Origin of the sequence: Roseburia sp. (assembly GCF_041325975.1) — a bacterium.
Taxonomy (GTDB): domain Bacteria; phylum Bacillota; class Clostridia; order Lachnospirales; family Lachnospiraceae; genus Roseburia; species Roseburia rectibacter.
Window position 1 is genome coordinate 466,196 of the sequence record NZ_JBGLEJ010000005.1, and the last position, 14,716, is coordinate 480,911.

At 41.5% G+C, this 14,716-nt stretch carries 20 protein-coding genes; 19 read left to right on the forward strand and 1 reads right to left on the reverse strand.

What is annotated here, in order from left to right; all coding sequences use genetic code 11:
* Nucleotides 1–64: 64 nt before the first annotated feature.
* The 9 genes from ACDD58_RS13540 to ACDD58_RS13580 all read left to right on the forward strand — a co-directional run bounded on the left by ACDD58_RS13540 (nt 65) and on the right by ACDD58_RS13580 (nt 7,733).
* On the forward strand, nt 65–697 hold the full coding sequence (locus ACDD58_RS13540; protein ID WP_370777958.1) for a DUF4417 domain-containing protein: 633 nt from the start codon (nt 65–67) through the stop codon (nt 695–697).
* Nucleotides 691–1,113 carry a hypothetical protein gene (locus ACDD58_RS13545; RefSeq protein WP_370777960.1) on the forward strand — a complete coding sequence of 141 codons (423 nt, stop codon included), beginning with the start codon at nt 691–693 and terminating at the stop codon, nt 1,111–1,113. Before ACDD58_RS13540 ends, ACDD58_RS13545 begins: the two co-directional genes overlap by 7 nt.
* A 234-nt stretch (nt 1,114–1,347) precedes the next feature.
* Nucleotides 1,348–3,255 carry a phage terminase large subunit gene (locus tag ACDD58_RS13550; RefSeq protein ID WP_370777962.1) on the forward strand — a complete coding sequence of 636 codons (1,908 nt, stop codon included), beginning with the start codon at nt 1,348–1,350 and terminating at the stop codon, nt 3,253–3,255.
* Complete coding sequence (locus tag ACDD58_RS13555; RefSeq protein WP_006857537.1) at nt 3,236–3,595, forward strand: hypothetical protein; 360 nt, start codon at nt 3,236–3,238, stop codon at nt 3,593–3,595. The genes ACDD58_RS13550 and ACDD58_RS13555 overlap by 20 nt, the downstream gene beginning before the upstream one ends.
* Before the next feature lie 44 nt (nt 3,596–3,639).
* Nucleotides 3,640–5,076 carry a phage capsid protein gene (locus ACDD58_RS13560; RefSeq protein ID WP_370777964.1) on the forward strand — a complete coding sequence of 479 codons (1,437 nt, stop codon included), beginning with the start codon at nt 3,640–3,642 and terminating at the stop codon, nt 5,074–5,076.
* Between the two features lie 2 nt (nt 5,077–5,078).
* Nucleotides 5,079–5,222 carry a hypothetical protein gene (locus ACDD58_RS13565; RefSeq protein WP_370777966.1) on the forward strand — a complete coding sequence of 48 codons (144 nt, stop codon included), beginning with the start codon at nt 5,079–5,081 and terminating at the stop codon, nt 5,220–5,222.
* On the forward strand, nt 5,223–5,633 hold the full coding sequence (locus tag ACDD58_RS13570) for a minor capsid protein (protein WP_370777967.1): 411 nt from the start codon (nt 5,223–5,225) through the stop codon (nt 5,631–5,633).
* Entirely contained in the window at nt 5,633–7,474 is a 1,842-nt protein-coding gene (locus tag ACDD58_RS13575) for a phage minor capsid protein (RefSeq protein WP_370777969.1), read from the forward strand. Before ACDD58_RS13570 ends, ACDD58_RS13575 begins: the two co-directional genes overlap by 1 nt.
* Complete coding sequence (locus ACDD58_RS13580; protein WP_370777971.1) at nt 7,467–7,733, forward strand: hypothetical protein; 267 nt, start codon at nt 7,467–7,469, stop codon at nt 7,731–7,733. Before ACDD58_RS13575 ends, ACDD58_RS13580 begins: the two co-directional genes overlap by 8 nt.
* 45 nt (nt 7,734–7,778) lie before the next feature.
* Here ACDD58_RS13580 and ACDD58_RS13585 read toward each other — a convergent pair whose 3' ends face one another.
* On the reverse strand, nt 7,779–8,231 hold the full coding sequence (locus ACDD58_RS13585) for a helix-turn-helix domain-containing protein (RefSeq protein ID WP_158576234.1): 453 nt from the start codon (nt 8,229–8,231) through the stop codon (nt 7,779–7,781).
* Nucleotides 8,232–8,373: 142 nt separating this feature from the next.
* On the opposite strand from ACDD58_RS13585, the gene ACDD58_RS13590 reads away from it, so the two are divergent.
* The 10 genes from ACDD58_RS13590 to ACDD58_RS13635 all read left to right on the forward strand — a co-directional run bounded on the left by ACDD58_RS13590 (nt 8,374) and on the right by ACDD58_RS13635 (nt 14,705).
* Nucleotides 8,374–8,628, forward strand: coding sequence for a hypothetical protein (locus tag ACDD58_RS13590; RefSeq protein ID WP_370777973.1), 255 nt, complete (start codon nt 8,374–8,376; stop codon nt 8,626–8,628).
* A 110-nt stretch (nt 8,629–8,738) separates the two neighbouring features.
* Nucleotides 8,739–9,524, forward strand: coding sequence for a Rha family transcriptional regulator (locus ACDD58_RS13595; RefSeq protein WP_370777975.1), 786 nt, complete (start codon nt 8,739–8,741; stop codon nt 9,522–9,524).
* A 428-nt stretch (nt 9,525–9,952) separates the two neighbouring features.
* A complete protein-coding gene (locus tag ACDD58_RS13600; RefSeq protein ID WP_370777977.1) occupies nt 9,953–10,615 on the forward strand; it encodes a hypothetical protein in 663 nt (220 codons plus the stop codon).
* Nucleotides 10,616–10,618: 3 nt separating this feature from the next.
* Nucleotides 10,619–11,671: a major capsid protein gene (locus tag ACDD58_RS13605; RefSeq protein ID WP_370777979.1), complete on the forward strand. Its 1,053-nt coding sequence runs from the start codon at nt 10,619–10,621 to the stop codon at nt 11,669–11,671.
* 16 nt (nt 11,672–11,687) lie between these two features.
* Complete coding sequence (locus tag ACDD58_RS13610; protein WP_370777981.1) at nt 11,688–12,107, forward strand: hypothetical protein; 420 nt, start codon at nt 11,688–11,690, stop codon at nt 12,105–12,107.
* Nucleotides 12,094–12,519, forward strand: coding sequence for a hypothetical protein (locus tag ACDD58_RS13615; RefSeq protein ID WP_118210649.1), 426 nt, complete (start codon nt 12,094–12,096; stop codon nt 12,517–12,519). The genes ACDD58_RS13610 and ACDD58_RS13615 overlap by 14 nt, the downstream gene beginning before the upstream one ends.
* Complete coding sequence (locus ACDD58_RS13620) at nt 12,520–12,975, forward strand: hypothetical protein (RefSeq protein ID WP_370777984.1); 456 nt, start codon at nt 12,520–12,522, stop codon at nt 12,973–12,975.
* 20 nt (nt 12,976–12,995) lie between these two features.
* Nucleotides 12,996–13,544: a phage tail tube protein gene (locus ACDD58_RS13625; protein WP_370777986.1), complete on the forward strand. Its 549-nt coding sequence runs from the start codon at nt 12,996–12,998 to the stop codon at nt 13,542–13,544.
* Nucleotides 13,545–13,623: 79 nt separating this feature from the next.
* A complete protein-coding gene (locus tag ACDD58_RS13630; RefSeq protein WP_370777988.1) occupies nt 13,624–14,091 on the forward strand; it encodes an RNA polymerase subunit sigma in 468 nt (155 codons plus the stop codon).
* Complete coding sequence (locus tag ACDD58_RS13635; RefSeq protein ID WP_370777990.1) at nt 14,088–14,705, forward strand: Gp15 family bacteriophage protein; 618 nt, start codon at nt 14,088–14,090, stop codon at nt 14,703–14,705. Before ACDD58_RS13630 ends, ACDD58_RS13635 begins: the two co-directional genes overlap by 4 nt.
* Nucleotides 14,706–14,716: the final 11 nt, after the last annotated feature.

Consider the following 14,716-nt stretch of genomic DNA (forward strand, 5'->3'; position numbering starts at 1 on the left):
TAAAGTTGGCACAAATCCACGACAGACCTGTCTTATAATTATGGTATGAGGAAAGGACTATGCCATGTATAAGACACAGAGAAATTACGAAAATGCACAGCGGATGTTATTTGAAGGAGTGGGACAGTACGACATACCGGAGATAGAACCCACACAATTTAATAATGCGGAATTTATCGGATTCAACTATGCAAGAAATGCGAAAGAGACGGAGAACAAAGCAGTACATTTCTTTTTGGATGATTATCAGTTTACCAGAGTATGGACAGACCCGGATAAGTACACGGCAATGTTGCAACGGTTTAAGTATGTGCTGACACCGGATTTCAGTCTGTATACGGATTTTCCAAAGTCGTTACAGATCTATAACCATTACCGTAAGCACTGGCTCGGCGCGTACTGGCAGATGCATGGAATCAATGTTATTCCTACGATTTGCTGGAGCGATCGGAAGTCGTTTGAATGGTGCTTTGATGGAGAACCTACACAGGGTGTTGTTGCAGTTTCTTCTGTAGGAACACAGAACAGTGAGGAAGGGAAACAGAGGTTTTTAGATGGTTATTTTGATATGGTGGAGAGATTGCAGCCGGCACAGATTATTTTTTGTGGCAAAGTCCCGGATGAGTGTAAGGGAAATATTGTACATATCAAGCAGTTTAGTGAGAAGTGGCATGAGGCGGAGGTGGCGCAGTGGTAGAGAATTTGCAGTTCTTTGGTGGCAGAGGAGCCAGTAGTGGATTAAGCGATAAAGGTAAGAAGTATGGGAGTGAGTATACAACGTTGCATGAGAGTGGCAACATCAAATTTGTTCGATACAATGATTCTGGTTCAGCAAAGACTCCACAGGAGACAATGACAAAGGGACGTATTTATGTAACTGTAAATAAAAAGAATGAATTGCGTTCCATTACGCTGTATGACAAGGAAAACAAGAGGTATAAGCAAATAGATATTGCAGGAACCGAACACATGATAAATGGGAAAAAGACATTACCTCATACACATTATGGATATTTACATGATGAACACGGAACAAAAGATATAACCCCTAGTGAAAAGGCATTAATTGACAGGGTAAAAAGGATATGGTACTCTAAAAATAGCAAGAACTAGTTTAGGAGTGAGAACGCATACCCAAACTACAATTACGAATTGAAAATCAGATTCCATGTTAGTTTAGCTAAGCAATCCTGAAAAAGATAGTCTTTATGACTGCGCTATCTGACCTCAATAGAATCCGGTTGTTTGGGAATAATATGAAGCTTCGGTTGAAATCCGGAGACTTGCTTAAGAGGATGTACCATAACGGTATGTCCTTTTTATTTTGCCCGGAAAGGAGATGATTAGTTGGCGGCGAAGAAAAATCCATTGAGTGATAAAGCATATGAATTGTATAAGAGCGGTATGAAGTTGGTAGAGATTGCCGCACAACTTAATTGTTCCGATGCTACAATCCGGACATGGAAGAACAGATATAAATGGGATGATGGAAACGAAACGTTTCAGAAAGAGAATGAAACGAAACACAACGTTTCAAAAGGTAAGGGGAAGAAGCTGACTCCGAAGCAGGAAGCATTTACTGCTGAATATATCAAGAATGGTGGGAACGCAGTACGAGCGGCAAAGGCAGCGGGATATTCTGACAGCACAGCGAAGAACGCAAGCAAGGTCATTGTGGAAAATAGTGGAGTTTCTGAACAGATAGCCGAACAGATGGCACAGGTTGAAAGAGAACAGCACCGCGACATCATGAGCCTTGCAGAAATACAGGAGCGTCGAAGCCTGATTGCAAAAGGAAAAGTGGAAGATGGAAGGGGAATACCGGATTTTGCAAGTCAGTTAAAAGCTATGGATGGACTGGAAAAGGCTTTAGCTATAGCAGAGAAGCAGAAGCGTGAACGTGAAGAAAAAGAGAAGCGTGAGAGTGCAGCGTTATGGACCATACCGATCACAGATATTACATCAGACTTTGTAGAAATCTACCGGACAGTACATGAAGCATTTGCCGGAGAGATAGATGTGCATGAGATCGTGTCTAAGGGTGGTCGTGGTTCTATCAAGTCGAACTTCTGGGGAGACCTGGCATACGAGACCATCCGGCAAGATCCACAGGCACATATTGTATATACCAGACGATACAAGGTTGACTTGCGTGGATCTGTTTATAACCAGTTCATGAAGACTGTGATCCGGTACAATGATCTGGATAACTGGGACTTCAAACAGTCTCCTATGTGCGCGGTGTATAAGCCGACCGGGCAGATGGTCATGTTTGTGGGAGCAGATAAACCAATCAGTTTGAAGTCTTTCAATGTGCCATTTGGATATGTAAAGATGTTAATTCATGAAGAGTGTGACGAGATGGCAGGCGTGGAGCAGATGGATAACATCGAGGATACCTTCCTCCGATCAGATACGCCAGCATTAGATATTAAGATATTTAATCCGCCAAAATCCAAGAACAATTTCATGAATGAGTATGTGGAAGAGTGCCGGAATAAGCCACAGACAAGAATTTGCCACAGCTATTATTACAATGTTCCAGTCAAGTGGCTTGGTAAACGATTCTTTGAACGTGCAGAATGGTTCAAGGCACATAAGCCGCTATATTACCGTAACAACTATATGGGCGAAGTGACTGGTACCGGTGGCGGTATCTTCGATAATGTGGAAGAACGGACTATCACGGATACGGAAATTGAGAATATGCCTTTTTTCTATCATGGTCTGGATTTCGGTTTTGAGCATCCACAGACGTTTGAAAAAGCATGGTATGACGAGGACGCGGATATATTGTATTGCGTGTCAGAGGTATTTTCCAAGCGGTGCAAGAACAGCACGTTCGCCCGGAGAATTAAGAAGTATATCGAAGAGGAAATTATCTGTGATTCGGCACGACCAGATGCTATTGCGGAACTGCAGGACTGGGGATTTAATGCGATTGGTGCAAAGAAGCGATGGGGATCTGGAAAAGGAAGGGATTATTGCTGGGAATGGCTACAACAGACCACAAAGATTGTTATTGATCCACAGAGATGCCCGCACCTTGCGCATGAGCTGACAACATTAGAGCATGAGCAGTTGGCAGATGGCAGCTTTTCGGATGCTTACCCGAAGATTGGTGAGGACTGCACAATGGCACTGATCTACGGATTGAACCGTGTGATTATGGAGAGTCGGCGCAATAATGGACTGTATGATGATGAGATAGACGAAGATGAGGAGGAAGAGGACGATGGAGAATATGAAGATTAATGTTCTCGGAACAGAATACAAAATTGAGACACACAAAGTATCAGAGGATAAGTATCTGGAAGAAAATAGCTTAGCCGGTTATTGTGGCGAAGAGAGCAAATTGATTGTTGTTGCGGATATGTCAGAAGAAAAATACTTTGACCTGAGTGAAGAAGAACAGAAGTCATACAGGAAAAAGACGTTGCGCCATGAAATTGTGCATGCATTTTTGAACGAGAGTGGATTATCAGATTCTTCAAACCAGTATAATGGCGGTTGGGCAAAAAATGAGGAAATGGTTGATTGGCTTGCTATTCAGTGGCACAAGATAGATGAAGTATATAAACAGCTTGGCATTTAAGGCGGTGGCATATGAACATATTCACACGAGTAAAGGAGTTTATCATGAATTTATTCAAAATAAGTGCAGAGAAAGAATTTAATGTTGATATTATTTCTTCTGATCTGATGGAGATGGCACAGATCGAGTGGCAGCACATCATTAAGGGTAGACCGTACTGGATGAGCAAGACTGTGCACACAATCAATTTTGCAAAGTTTCTCTGCTATTACACCAGCAAAAAGACCTGTCTGGATCTCAATGTGACGATCAGTGGCAGCGACAGGGCGGATTATATCAATCAGTGCATTGGTGCAATGATCCAGAAGTCCATCCGGGATAAGGTAGAGGATGCCTGCGGCGCGGGCGGCATTATTTTTAAGCCGAGCGGTACATATAATCCGGCGGGAGCAATCGACTATGTAATGCCAGGCAGCTTTGCAGTGACAGAGAAGAACAGCAACGGGGATATCCTTGGGGTTATATTTATTGACCGGCAGATCAAGGGAGATGATTACTATACCAGATTGGAGTATCAGCACTTCACATCTTCGATTTCTGACGATGGAGAAGGAGTTGGAAGAACATACACCATTGAGAATAAGGCTTTCAGATCAAAGGGCAGCGACAGTCTGGGGCGCAGCATTGCATTGGCAGATGTACCGGAGTGGAAGAATATACCGGAATCAGTCACAATCTCCAATGTGGAAAAGCCATTGTTTGGGTATTTCAAGATGCCGTATAACAACACCATTGACTATACATCACCGGAGGGTGTGGCAGTATTTGCGAATTGTATCGAGGAACTGCGCAATCTGGATGTAGCGTGGAGCAGGAAAGATGATGAGGTCGATGATTCACAGCATATTACATTTATTGATGAAAATGCATTGATGAAACGCGATAAGAATACTGGAGATAAGGAAAGACTTGAACTTCCAAGATTTGTAAAGGGATTGAGGATGGGGGTTGAAGCTTCTAATACGGTTAATGAACATGTACCAACACTGTTGACAGAACAGAGAGTTGCAGATATTAATTCCATTTTATCTATGATATCAACCAAGGCAGGATTCTCACAGGGGCAGTTTGTTCTTGATCGCAAGACAGGGATCGCCACAGCAACGGAGATTGAAAGTGACGACAGCGAGACCGTGGAGACCATCACAGATATGAGGAATGCACTGAAATCTGCGATCAAGGATCTGGTATATGCACTGGACAAATACTGCGATGTATTTTTTAATATGCCGAGCGGGTACGTCAACGCACTGGATGAAAGTGTAGCGGATGAAGATGTATTTTATTTTAAGGATCTGCTGGCATCGTTTGAACAGGATCGAACCAGAGCATATCAGCTTATGATGAATGGTGTATACAGTAAACGAAAATACCTCAAAGAATATGAGGGATTTAATGATAAAGAGATTGATGAGATGTTTGCGGAGTGTGACGAAGAAAATGCAGGGGAGGACAAAGGCGGACTGTACGGGGAGGAATGAAGATGGTGCTAAAAATAATCATGCTTTTATTTAGCATTTCGTTTTTAGATGAAATGGATAAGGCAAGGAAAAAGAAAAAAATATGTGACACAATTTACTGGGGATTCTTAATGGTAAGTGCGGCGATTGCAGTATGGGGGATGTAAATGAGGTACGACAGGACCGTTGGTAACGTAAATATAAGGCTTGATACAAGCAGAATTGACGGAAATCTTAGACGCGCACAGGATAAACTGGACATGCAGGTCTTGAATGACATGATTCCATATATGCCGTTTCAACAGGGATCTATGGTAGGAAAGACGAATATTATTGAACCCGGATTGATTGAGACGAATGTGCCATATGCGCATTATCAGTATATGGGAGAATTGTATCTGACAGAGGATGGAAGATCATGGGCGCACAGCGGAGAAAAGAAATATCCGACTGGCAGACCATTGCACTACGATGCGAACGGGCATTCGGAAGCTACGGATCATTGGTTTGAGAGGGCGAAGGAAACGCATGGTCAGGAATGGGTTGATTTGGTTAAAAGAGAGGCAGGGAGAGGATAATGTTAACGCCGGATTATTTTTACGGAAAATCAGATAAACTGATAGAAATGTATCAGGAACTGGAAGATTGGATTATCAGTGATATAGCAATGCGTTTGATAAAATCCGGGGAAATGTCTGGCACTACTGATCGGGAACTTTGGAAACTCCAGCAGATGGGATTGCATCATACTGAAATTGTAAAAAGAATTTCACAAATGACAGGAAAGAGCAGGGACGAAGTGCGGCGTTTGCTGCGTGATAGTGTTATGACATCATTCTCTGATGATGCAGAGGTTTTAAAACGGCTTGGAGATATTCAAACACCTTTGCAAAATAATGCAGCCATCATGGCAATGAATGCCGAAATGATGAAAACATTCGGAGAATTAAATAACCTTACGCGGACAACTATGTTACAGACACAGAGAGATCTACTCAATATGCTGAATGAGGTAGATTACCGTGTGGCATCTGGTATGCAGTCGTATAACAGTGCAATATGTGAAGTGCTTGACAGATATGCACAGAGCGGCGTTGTGATTGATTATCCGACGGGTGCCAGGCGTTCTTTAGAAGCGGCAGTGCGTTGTTGTGTCGTTACTTCTATGAATCAGACGGCTGCTCAGGTAACTAATCAATACATAGTGCAAAAAGGAATAGAGTATGTTCTTGTATCGGCACATATGGGAGCGCGGCATAGCAAGAAGTTCCCGGATGGAATACCATCACACGATCATTGGCAGGGAAAAGTATATAAAATCGTCGGGAGTGATAAAGACACACCAAATCTGTTAGATGCAACCGGATACACCGTAGATCCAAAGACAGGACAGGGAAGAGTTGTAGATCCTCTTGGACTGCATGGATATAATTGCAGGCATTCCCATAAGCCGTGGGATAAGTCTCTGCGAAATCCTTATGTTGATGCAGATGGAAATCCTAAAATTAATGTGCACGAGAGTCAGGAATTGTATGAGAAACAACAGCAGCAGAGATCAATGGAGCGTGCTATTCGGCAGACCAAGCGCGAATTGCTGGCAAAACAGGCAGAGTTAAGCGGCATAGCAGAAACGGATGTAAAAGATGTGTTGCAGCCACAATATGATAAACTTGCTTATAAACTGCGGATACAAAATCAAAAATATAAGCAATTCTGCGCGGATAATGGATTGCAGACACAGGCTGATAGAATTAAGGTAGCCAGATTCAAGAGGACACAGGCGTCAAAGGCAAACGGCAGGGCGACGGCTTATAGCCATTCTGTAAAAACTCCAATGGAAAAAGCTAAGAATGTGGGATATACTAAAAGAACAAGGGAAGAGTTTGAACAGACTGCACAGCAGATAAAGAATGAAATAACGCAGTACTCTGACAGACCGTCGAAATGGAGTGGAAATATTATTGTTGATAATTCACTTGCTAAAGAACATATCAAAGGTACAAAAGAATGGTCATGTGATATTTTTGTTGTAGATACTGCCGATAATGGTACAATATGGCATGAGATGCTTCATTCGTGTTCAGCAAGTTATTATAATCCAGAGATATATGGTGCAAACGAATATATCGAAGAGGCGACTGTAGAATGGTTAAAACAGCAAATATGTAAAGAGAATAATATAATAAATGCATGTGCCTATGAAGAAAAAACAGCTGTTTTACAGGTGTTGAATAATAGCTTTTCTTTTGGAACAGACCTAGAGTTTGCCAAGGAAATATTTAATGTTCCACTTCCAGAACGGTATCAATGGTTAGAAAATAGGGTGGATGAATGTCTAAGGCAAGCTGGAGTTTCGTTTAAAGATTATTATGATGTAATGGGATTTGTTAAAAATCTGAAAGGCGGTAAAAATGGCTGACATTAAAGGACTTCTAAAAGATATAGAGGAATATAATAAGAAATTTGCTATTACAGAAAATTCAAGTGAAGCAGAGAAATTACGTTATCGTCTTATGAACGGAAAAAAGAATAAGGAAGAATGGTTACAATTAAGGGAAGATGTAAGAGCGTTTTTTAAATCAGATGCGCCAGAAGAAGATAAGAGGATGTTAATGGGCTATACAGAATCAATGTCTATGATTTGTTCAGCGATTGAAGATTATGGATATGAACCATAGTAAGAATCCCCGCTTACATAACGTAGGCGGGGATTTTAAGAAATATTATTCGGTTTGTGGAGATTTACTTTTGACAAGATTAATATAATTTGGAATATTACTGCATATGAAATCAAACAATAAGTTGTATTCCAGTTCAGTTAGAGTGACCTCGGTAGAATCTTTTTTTAGTACAACATCGAAAGTATCACAAAGAGGATATTCATGAAAATCTACATCGTCATACAGATATTGTAGAAGGGAAGTCATTGCGTTTATTCCATATAATACTTCATCAGAGTAAAAATTTGTTTCATCATCATCCCAACCTAACAAAAAATCAGGAGTGGTTTCGAGAGCTTTTGCTATTAATAATATTTTTGATTGAGGAAGCCCACGTCCATCATTTTCTATTTTATTAATAGACGATCTTGATCTATATCCTATTTTTTTTGCAAGTTCTTCTTGGGACATGCCGAGTTCTTCACGTTTTTTTCGAATTCTATCACCAATTTCCATTATAATCACCTCGTAATTATATATTAGCATTGTGTAGAAAAAAATTCAACTTTTATTGAAATAAATGTTGACAATTATTAAACAAAAGAGTAACATAACAAATGTGGACAAAATGCCAACAATAAGAAAGGAGGGATGAAAAATGGTAGATACACAAAAATTATGTAAGAGAATAGATGAGTCTGGATTAAAAAAGTATTACATAGCTTCGAAGGTCAGCTTGACTACTTATGGATTACAAAAGAAAATTAATAACCAAACACAGTTTAAAGCCAATGAAATCGAAGAATTATGCGTTATATTGAAAATTAAGACATTAGAAGAAAAAGAAAAAATTTTTTTTGCAAAAAATGTTGGCAAAATGGAAACAAAAAATAAAGTTGCAAAAAAAGAGTAAACACCCACCGACCAAAGTTCGTGTTTACTCAAAACAAAGAAAACCATAAACGGAATCTCTTTATTCATAATAGGAGATTCTAGCCTAAAAATCAAGGAGAATTTAAAATTATGAATCAGATTGAACAGACATTAGACAGTAGAGAAGTGGCAGAAATGGTAGGAAAGAAGCATTACAATTTAATGCGTGACATTAAGGGATACGCAGAAGAACTTAACGAACTCAAAATTGAAGCGGTTGATTTTTTCAAAGAAAACACCTATAAGGATGGAAAGGGAGAGACTCGTCCGTGCTATGATATTACCAAGAAAGGGTGCGAGTTCATCGCCCACAAACTGACAGGTATTAAGGGAACAGAATTCACGGCACGCTACATCAACCGTTTTCACGATATGGAAGATATTATCCGTGAGGAAATTCCAAAGAAACAGGATAAGCCGAAGAAAGAGAAACTTCCATCCGTAAACATGATGGTAAAGAACATCAAAGAAGCTCTGCACGATGCCGGAGTGGATACCAAGTACATAGCTGCCGAAGTGGTAAGGATTTATTCTGATTCCGGTTACCTAGTCAACGCCCCGGTAATCTCTGATACACCGAAACTGTGGGATTGTACCACTATCGCAAAAGAAATTGGTATCTTTTCAGAATCTGGCAGACCGCACGACAAGGCAGTGAGTGCAATCATCCAGAAACTTGATATTTTCACGGACGAGGTTGTGAGAACAGCATACAGCCGGAATGGACACGATGGTGTGACAGTCCAGTACAAGGACAGCATTTTTCAAAAAGTAAAAGAATGGTTGCAGGAGAACGGCTATCCAACAGTTATCGAACTGGAACTTGCAAACGGCAATGTAAATAAATGCCGGGTGGTATACGGGGAGGTGGCTTAAGATGTCAGAACTTGAGAAAGAGATTAAGGAATGAGTGGTTGGCTGATCTTAAGAAAAGAGATCCGCAACATTATGAGAAAGTTGCCAAATTTGTGAATATTGTGAGCGATGTAGCTATTGACAGAGCGAAGCGAAGATTAGCAGTAGCATAACGGTAATTAGAGGGCTTGGAAACAGGCTCTCTTTTTACATAAAAATGGCACAAATCTATTCCACACTCATGATAAAATAATATTAACAAATAAATAAGCACCGGACGGAACGTAGGAAGCCGTCCGCTACCCTAGAAAAATTATAGGATGTTGTTAAGGCACGTCCTGTTTTTGGGCGTGCTTTTTTCTTTGTATTTTGCCAGCTATGGAGTAAATAGCAACTCATTCGCGCCGGACTGACCGGAGTAACAACTTGGAAAGAAAGAGGTAAGGAACATGGTAAAAGTAATCAGCGAATTGGAGAAGATTGGTCTGTCACTGACAGATGAGCAGAAAGAATCCATCAAAAAGAGTATGGGCGAGGAATTATATTCTAAGCAGGAATTGGACAAGAAACTTTCCAAAACGCAGGAACTCGAAGAAAAAAATAAGGAACTTGTAGGAAAGCAGGAAACTCTTGAAAAGGAATTACAGACTATGAGAGATGCTGCACCGGATGCAGATGCCCTGAACCAGAAGATCACGGAACTGACTACCACATTGGAAAAAGAGCGTAAGGAACGTGCAGAGAAAGATGAAATGGCAAGGCTTGATGGTCTTGTAACAGATTTCTTCGCAGATAAGCATTTTGTGAATACGATCACAGCGGATGCGATCAAAACACAGTTGGTTGAAAAGCTTAATTCTGATGAGGCGCGCGGAAAAAGTATTTCAGATCTGTTTGACGCCATTGTCAAGGATGATAAAGGCAATTACAAGCCGGACATTCTCATTGATGATAAGACATATCAGGCACAGCAGAACCGCAGCCAGATTATCGGAAATCCAATTCATCAGCCGGATGGGGCAAAACTCTCCATGGCTGAACTTATGAAACTGAAAAACAAGAATCCGGATATGGATATCACACCGTATCTGAACAGAAAGAAGGAGAAATAACACATGGCATTATTTGATTTAGTAAATTTCAATGGTGAAGTATTTGATGCAGCAATGCGTGAGACACCGAATCTACGCTTGAATGAATTACTTCATTGTGGTGCGATCGTGGAACGCGGAGAATATGCATCTTTATTACCGGATCAGAAAGGCGGCAACTTTATCACTACGCTGATTAAAGCACGTTTATCCGGTCAGACCGTAAATTATGACGGTAAAACAGATATTACTGCAGAAGAGCGCGGCAATTACACCATGGGGCGCATCGTAGTCGGCAGAGCACAGGGATGGACAGAAAAAGATTTTGTATCTGATATTTCCGGGGATGATTATTCTGCAGCAGCCGGAGAAGTTGCAGAGTTTTGGGATGATGTGGATCAGGATACGCTTCTTAGCACCCTTAAAGGTGTGTTCTCTATGAGTACCGGAGAGGGTAAGAAGTTCGTAGATGCGCACACCTACGATATTACTGCAGAAACAGAAAATACTTTCGGACCTACAACCCTTAACAATGCAATGCAGAAAGCACTGGGAGATAAGAAAGCAAACTTCTCACTTGCAATCATGCATTCTGTGGTCGCTACAAATCTGGAGAATCTTAAGCTGCTGGATTACATGAAATATACAGATGCCGATGGTATCGAACGTGATCTGGGGCTTGCTACCTTAAACGGCAGGATCGTACTTATTGACGATACGATGCCGGCTGTGGAAGTTGCAGAATCTTCTAAGGGTGCGGGGGATGGATATACAAAATACACCACCTATGTTCTTGGCAACGGAGCAATCGAGTATACCAACTGTGGTGTAAAGGTTGCATCTGAAATGGATCGTAATCCGGCGAAGAACGGTGGAGAGACAACACTGTATACCAGACAGAGAAAAGTATTTGCTCCATACGGTATTTCGTGGAAGAACACAGGCGTGATCTCTCCAACCGGTGCACAGTTGGAGACAGGGACAAACTGGGAAATTGCACAGAACAACTCTTCTGATAAGCCAGATTACTTCCCGGCAAGAGCAATCAACATTGCGCAGATCATTACCAGAGGATAAAGAAAGGGGATTTCTGATGGGATACACCACATATGACTTCTACAAAGAAAAATACTATGGGGATTCTATCGAGGAATCCCTTTTCCCCAAGTGGGAAGATAAAGCATCTATGAAGTTGGATCAGCTGACCTATGGGAACATCAACGATGATATCCGAACAGAATTTGACGAACGGATTCAGAAAGTCACCTGTGCACTTGCAGATCTGCTCTATCAGATAGATTTCAAGACCAGTCACGCCAGTGATGAAAAGGGCGGCAATGTGAAGTCAATGTCCTCTGGTGGGCGGTCGATCAGCTTTGGAACAAATGAAACACTTATTGATAAGGTGCTTGGGGATAAGGTAGCACAGAACCGGTTATGTTATGACACGGTGTGCGAATACCTGTCCGGCACCGGATTATTATATGCAGGGTGTAATTATGGGATTCTTTGATAACAAGACTGTCACACTATTCAGCCGCTCATTCAATGCAGAAACCGAGGAAGAAACGTACTATCCGACACTGCTTGAGTGCGTAGACCTGGTGGAAACCAAGGGTGCGAACATCTCTAAGAGCGGCATAGATAGTGCGGATACAGTGAAATTGTATGTTGATTTCAAAAATATTGTCAAACCGTACCTTCCGCCGAAAGAGTGGGAAAATATGCCGGACAAATGCAAGCAGTATTTTTTGACATTCAATCCGGCACAGGATTTCTTTATCAAGGGAGATCAGACAGCCGTTGATCTGCCGGAAACGGACGCTTACGAATGGATGCGAAACAATTTTGATGATGTCTATAAGGTAACGAACATCGACAAATATGAGGACATTCTTCCTCATTTTGAAGTAGGGGGCGTGTAAATGGAAGAGAAGGAAAAACTTACCATACAGGATGCAGAGAACGCACAGAAAGGTGTTTTTGCGCTTGTTATGGCTTATCCGGATTATCCTGCATTATTCAAGGCAGACAACAAAACGATAAGATGGAACTCTGTCAATACAGACAGGTCTATCGGGTTATTCCCGATGCAGGGAGCGGTATATCTGAAAAAGTATGTCAGTGGCAGTTATGTGGCACAGATGCCATTTCAGATGGTTTATAAGTGTGCCCCGACTACCAATAAGTCAAGCATTGAAGCACAGGATATGTTAAACAGCCTTGCGGCATGGATGGAAGAGAGCGGGATCGAATTCAAGGACCCGCATCTGACATTGCAGTCAATCGCAAGGACTTCCCCAGTGTTTGGCAGTGAACAGGATGATAAAACGGTTATGTATGCTGTGAATATGCAGCTTAAATATTTTTATAAAAAGTAGGGAAGAGAGGATAAGAAGTCATGAAGAAAAGTGCATTCATTATGAATACGAATTTACAGTTTTTCGCAGAAGATCGTACAAATATGGTTTCTCTGCTTGATATTGGTACACTCATCGGAAGCACAGCCAAGATCGTAGAGATGGGCGATGGCTACAAAGAGATCACAGAGGACTGGGGACCGAATACTGAGTCAACCCAGTACGTCAATATGAAAAATGCAAACAATACGGTAAAGGGATATGAGTTTTCCACAACACCGGAGCGTGATTATATGTCTGACGATATGCAGACTGCAATCGATACGATGTTCAAGTTATTCCCGACCGGAAAGCAGTGTGAGACATATTATTACAGATATTACAAAACAGACATTACAAAAGGCACAGGCGATTGTATCCGCGTACCTGTCACTGTATGTCCGTCAAGTACTGGTGGATCTGGCGGTGACACACTGACATCTTCCATTCAGATCAACGGCAATGGAGCAGTAGAACTCGGAACGATCACAATTGGTTCAGATGGGGCATTTACCTGGGCACCGAAAGTATCCGGCACATCTGGAAAATAATAAACGGTGTTAATTACAAATTAGCATAATCGGGTGGGTTCCTTTCAGTCCTGCCCGATTTCTGAAAGGATGGTAATTTATGGAAGAATTAGTATTGGACAGTGGTGTCAGAAAAATTGCAATTAAAAATGAGGATGGAGATGTTATTACCGTGTTGAGCATCAATGTCGCAGATGCCGACACAGCAGAGTGTTTTGGGCAGATCATCCATAACCTGGAAAGAATCTCTGATAACTGTGAGAAAGAAGCGGCGGCATGGAAAAAAGAAAATCCACAGGAAAAAACAGAATCCGGTGAAGTTGATGTTGAAACTGTATTACAGGCAAACAGAATCCGTGTGAAATATCTGAAGCAGATCGCAGCAGAGATAGATAACTTGTTTGGCGAAGATACAGTAAAGAATGTGTATGGGGATTTTACACCGGATGAAACTGCTTTGGTGGAATTTGTTGAGAAGATCATCCCGGTCATGAATAAACTCTTCGGCAAGCGTTACGAGATGACCAGAAAACGCTATAACTCTGGCAGAAAAGGAGCGCGGGCATGATTAACGTCATGCTCGATCCGCTGCCTGAGGAATGGAACGGGTACAAGGTCAATACATCATTTCGGATCGGTATCCAGGTATTCCTTGTGCAGTATGACAAAGAACTGAATGAATATGAAAAGAGTGACGCACTGATCTATCTGCTGTTCGATGAACGCGAGCACCCGGATGGGGATGAACTTCGTCAGTGTGTAGAGTGGTTTCTAAATGGCTGGTTCCATGACAAACCGGGATCATCAAAGGATAACCGCAGGCTGGTAGATTACGACATTGACCAGTGGCGTATCTATGCAGATTTCCGGCAGATATACGGGATTGATCTCTCCTTGGATGAAATGCACTGGTGGATGTTTAATGGTCTGCTCTGGAATATGCCTTATAAACAGTCATCGTTCCAACAGGTCATTGAGATCCGTAGAAAGAAAATCACATCCAAGATGGGAAAAGAAGAGAGACAGGCAATCAAAGAAGCACAGGAAATGTATGCGTTAGAACAGCCTGAGGAAAAGAAAGAATATACCGAAGATGAAAAATCAAAGATTGATGAATATGACCAGATGATGGAAGAGATCAGAGCCAAGAAGAAAGCAGAAAAAGAACTGGGATTAGCTTAGAAAGAGAGGAT

Coding starts and splice junctions, on each gene's coding strand:
- ACDD58_RS13625 (WP_370777986.1), top strand. CDS start 12,996: ATGAAGAAAAGTGCATTCATTATGAATACGAATTTACAGTTTTTCGCA.
- ACDD58_RS13565 (WP_370777966.1), top strand. CDS start 5,079: ATGGTGCTAAAAATAATCATGCTTTTATTTAGCATTTCGTTTTTAGAT.
- ACDD58_RS13635 (WP_370777990.1), top strand. CDS start 14,088: ATGATTAACGTCATGCTCGATCCGCTGCCTGAGGAATGGAACGGGTAC.
- ACDD58_RS13620 (WP_370777984.1), top strand. CDS start 12,520: ATGGAAGAGAAGGAAAAACTTACCATACAGGATGCAGAGAACGCACAG.
- ACDD58_RS13600 (WP_370777977.1), top strand. CDS start 9,953: ATGGTAAAAGTAATCAGCGAATTGGAGAAGATTGGTCTGTCACTGACA.
- ACDD58_RS13605 (WP_370777979.1), top strand. CDS start 10,619: ATGGCATTATTTGATTTAGTAAATTTCAATGGTGAAGTATTTGATGCA.
- ACDD58_RS13580 (WP_370777971.1), top strand. CDS start 7,467: ATGGCTGACATTAAAGGACTTCTAAAAGATATAGAGGAATATAATAAG.
- ACDD58_RS13595 (WP_370777975.1), top strand. CDS start 8,739: ATGAATCAGATTGAACAGACATTAGACAGTAGAGAAGTGGCAGAAATG.
- ACDD58_RS13555 (WP_006857537.1), top strand. CDS start 3,236: ATGGAGAATATGAAGATTAATGTTCTCGGAACAGAATACAAAATTGAG.
- ACDD58_RS13610 (WP_370777981.1), top strand. CDS start 11,688: ATGGGATACACCACATATGACTTCTACAAAGAAAAATACTATGGGGAT.
- ACDD58_RS13585 (WP_158576234.1), bottom strand. CDS start 8,231: ATGGAAATTGGTGATAGAATTCGAAAAAAACGTGAAGAACTCGGCATG.
- ACDD58_RS13615 (WP_118210649.1), top strand. CDS start 12,094: ATGGGATTCTTTGATAACAAGACTGTCACACTATTCAGCCGCTCATTC.
- ACDD58_RS13540 (WP_370777958.1), top strand. CDS start 65: ATGTATAAGACACAGAGAAATTACGAAAATGCACAGCGGATGTTATTT.
- ACDD58_RS13590 (WP_370777973.1), top strand. CDS start 8,374: ATGGTAGATACACAAAAATTATGTAAGAGAATAGATGAGTCTGGATTA.
- ACDD58_RS13575 (WP_370777969.1), top strand. CDS start 5,633: ATGTTAACGCCGGATTATTTTTACGGAAAATCAGATAAACTGATAGAA.
- ACDD58_RS13630 (WP_370777988.1), top strand. CDS start 13,624: ATGGAAGAATTAGTATTGGACAGTGGTGTCAGAAAAATTGCAATTAAA.
- ACDD58_RS13560 (WP_370777964.1), top strand. CDS start 3,640: ATGAATTTATTCAAAATAAGTGCAGAGAAAGAATTTAATGTTGATATT.
- ACDD58_RS13570 (WP_370777967.1), top strand. CDS start 5,223: ATGAGGTACGACAGGACCGTTGGTAACGTAAATATAAGGCTTGATACA.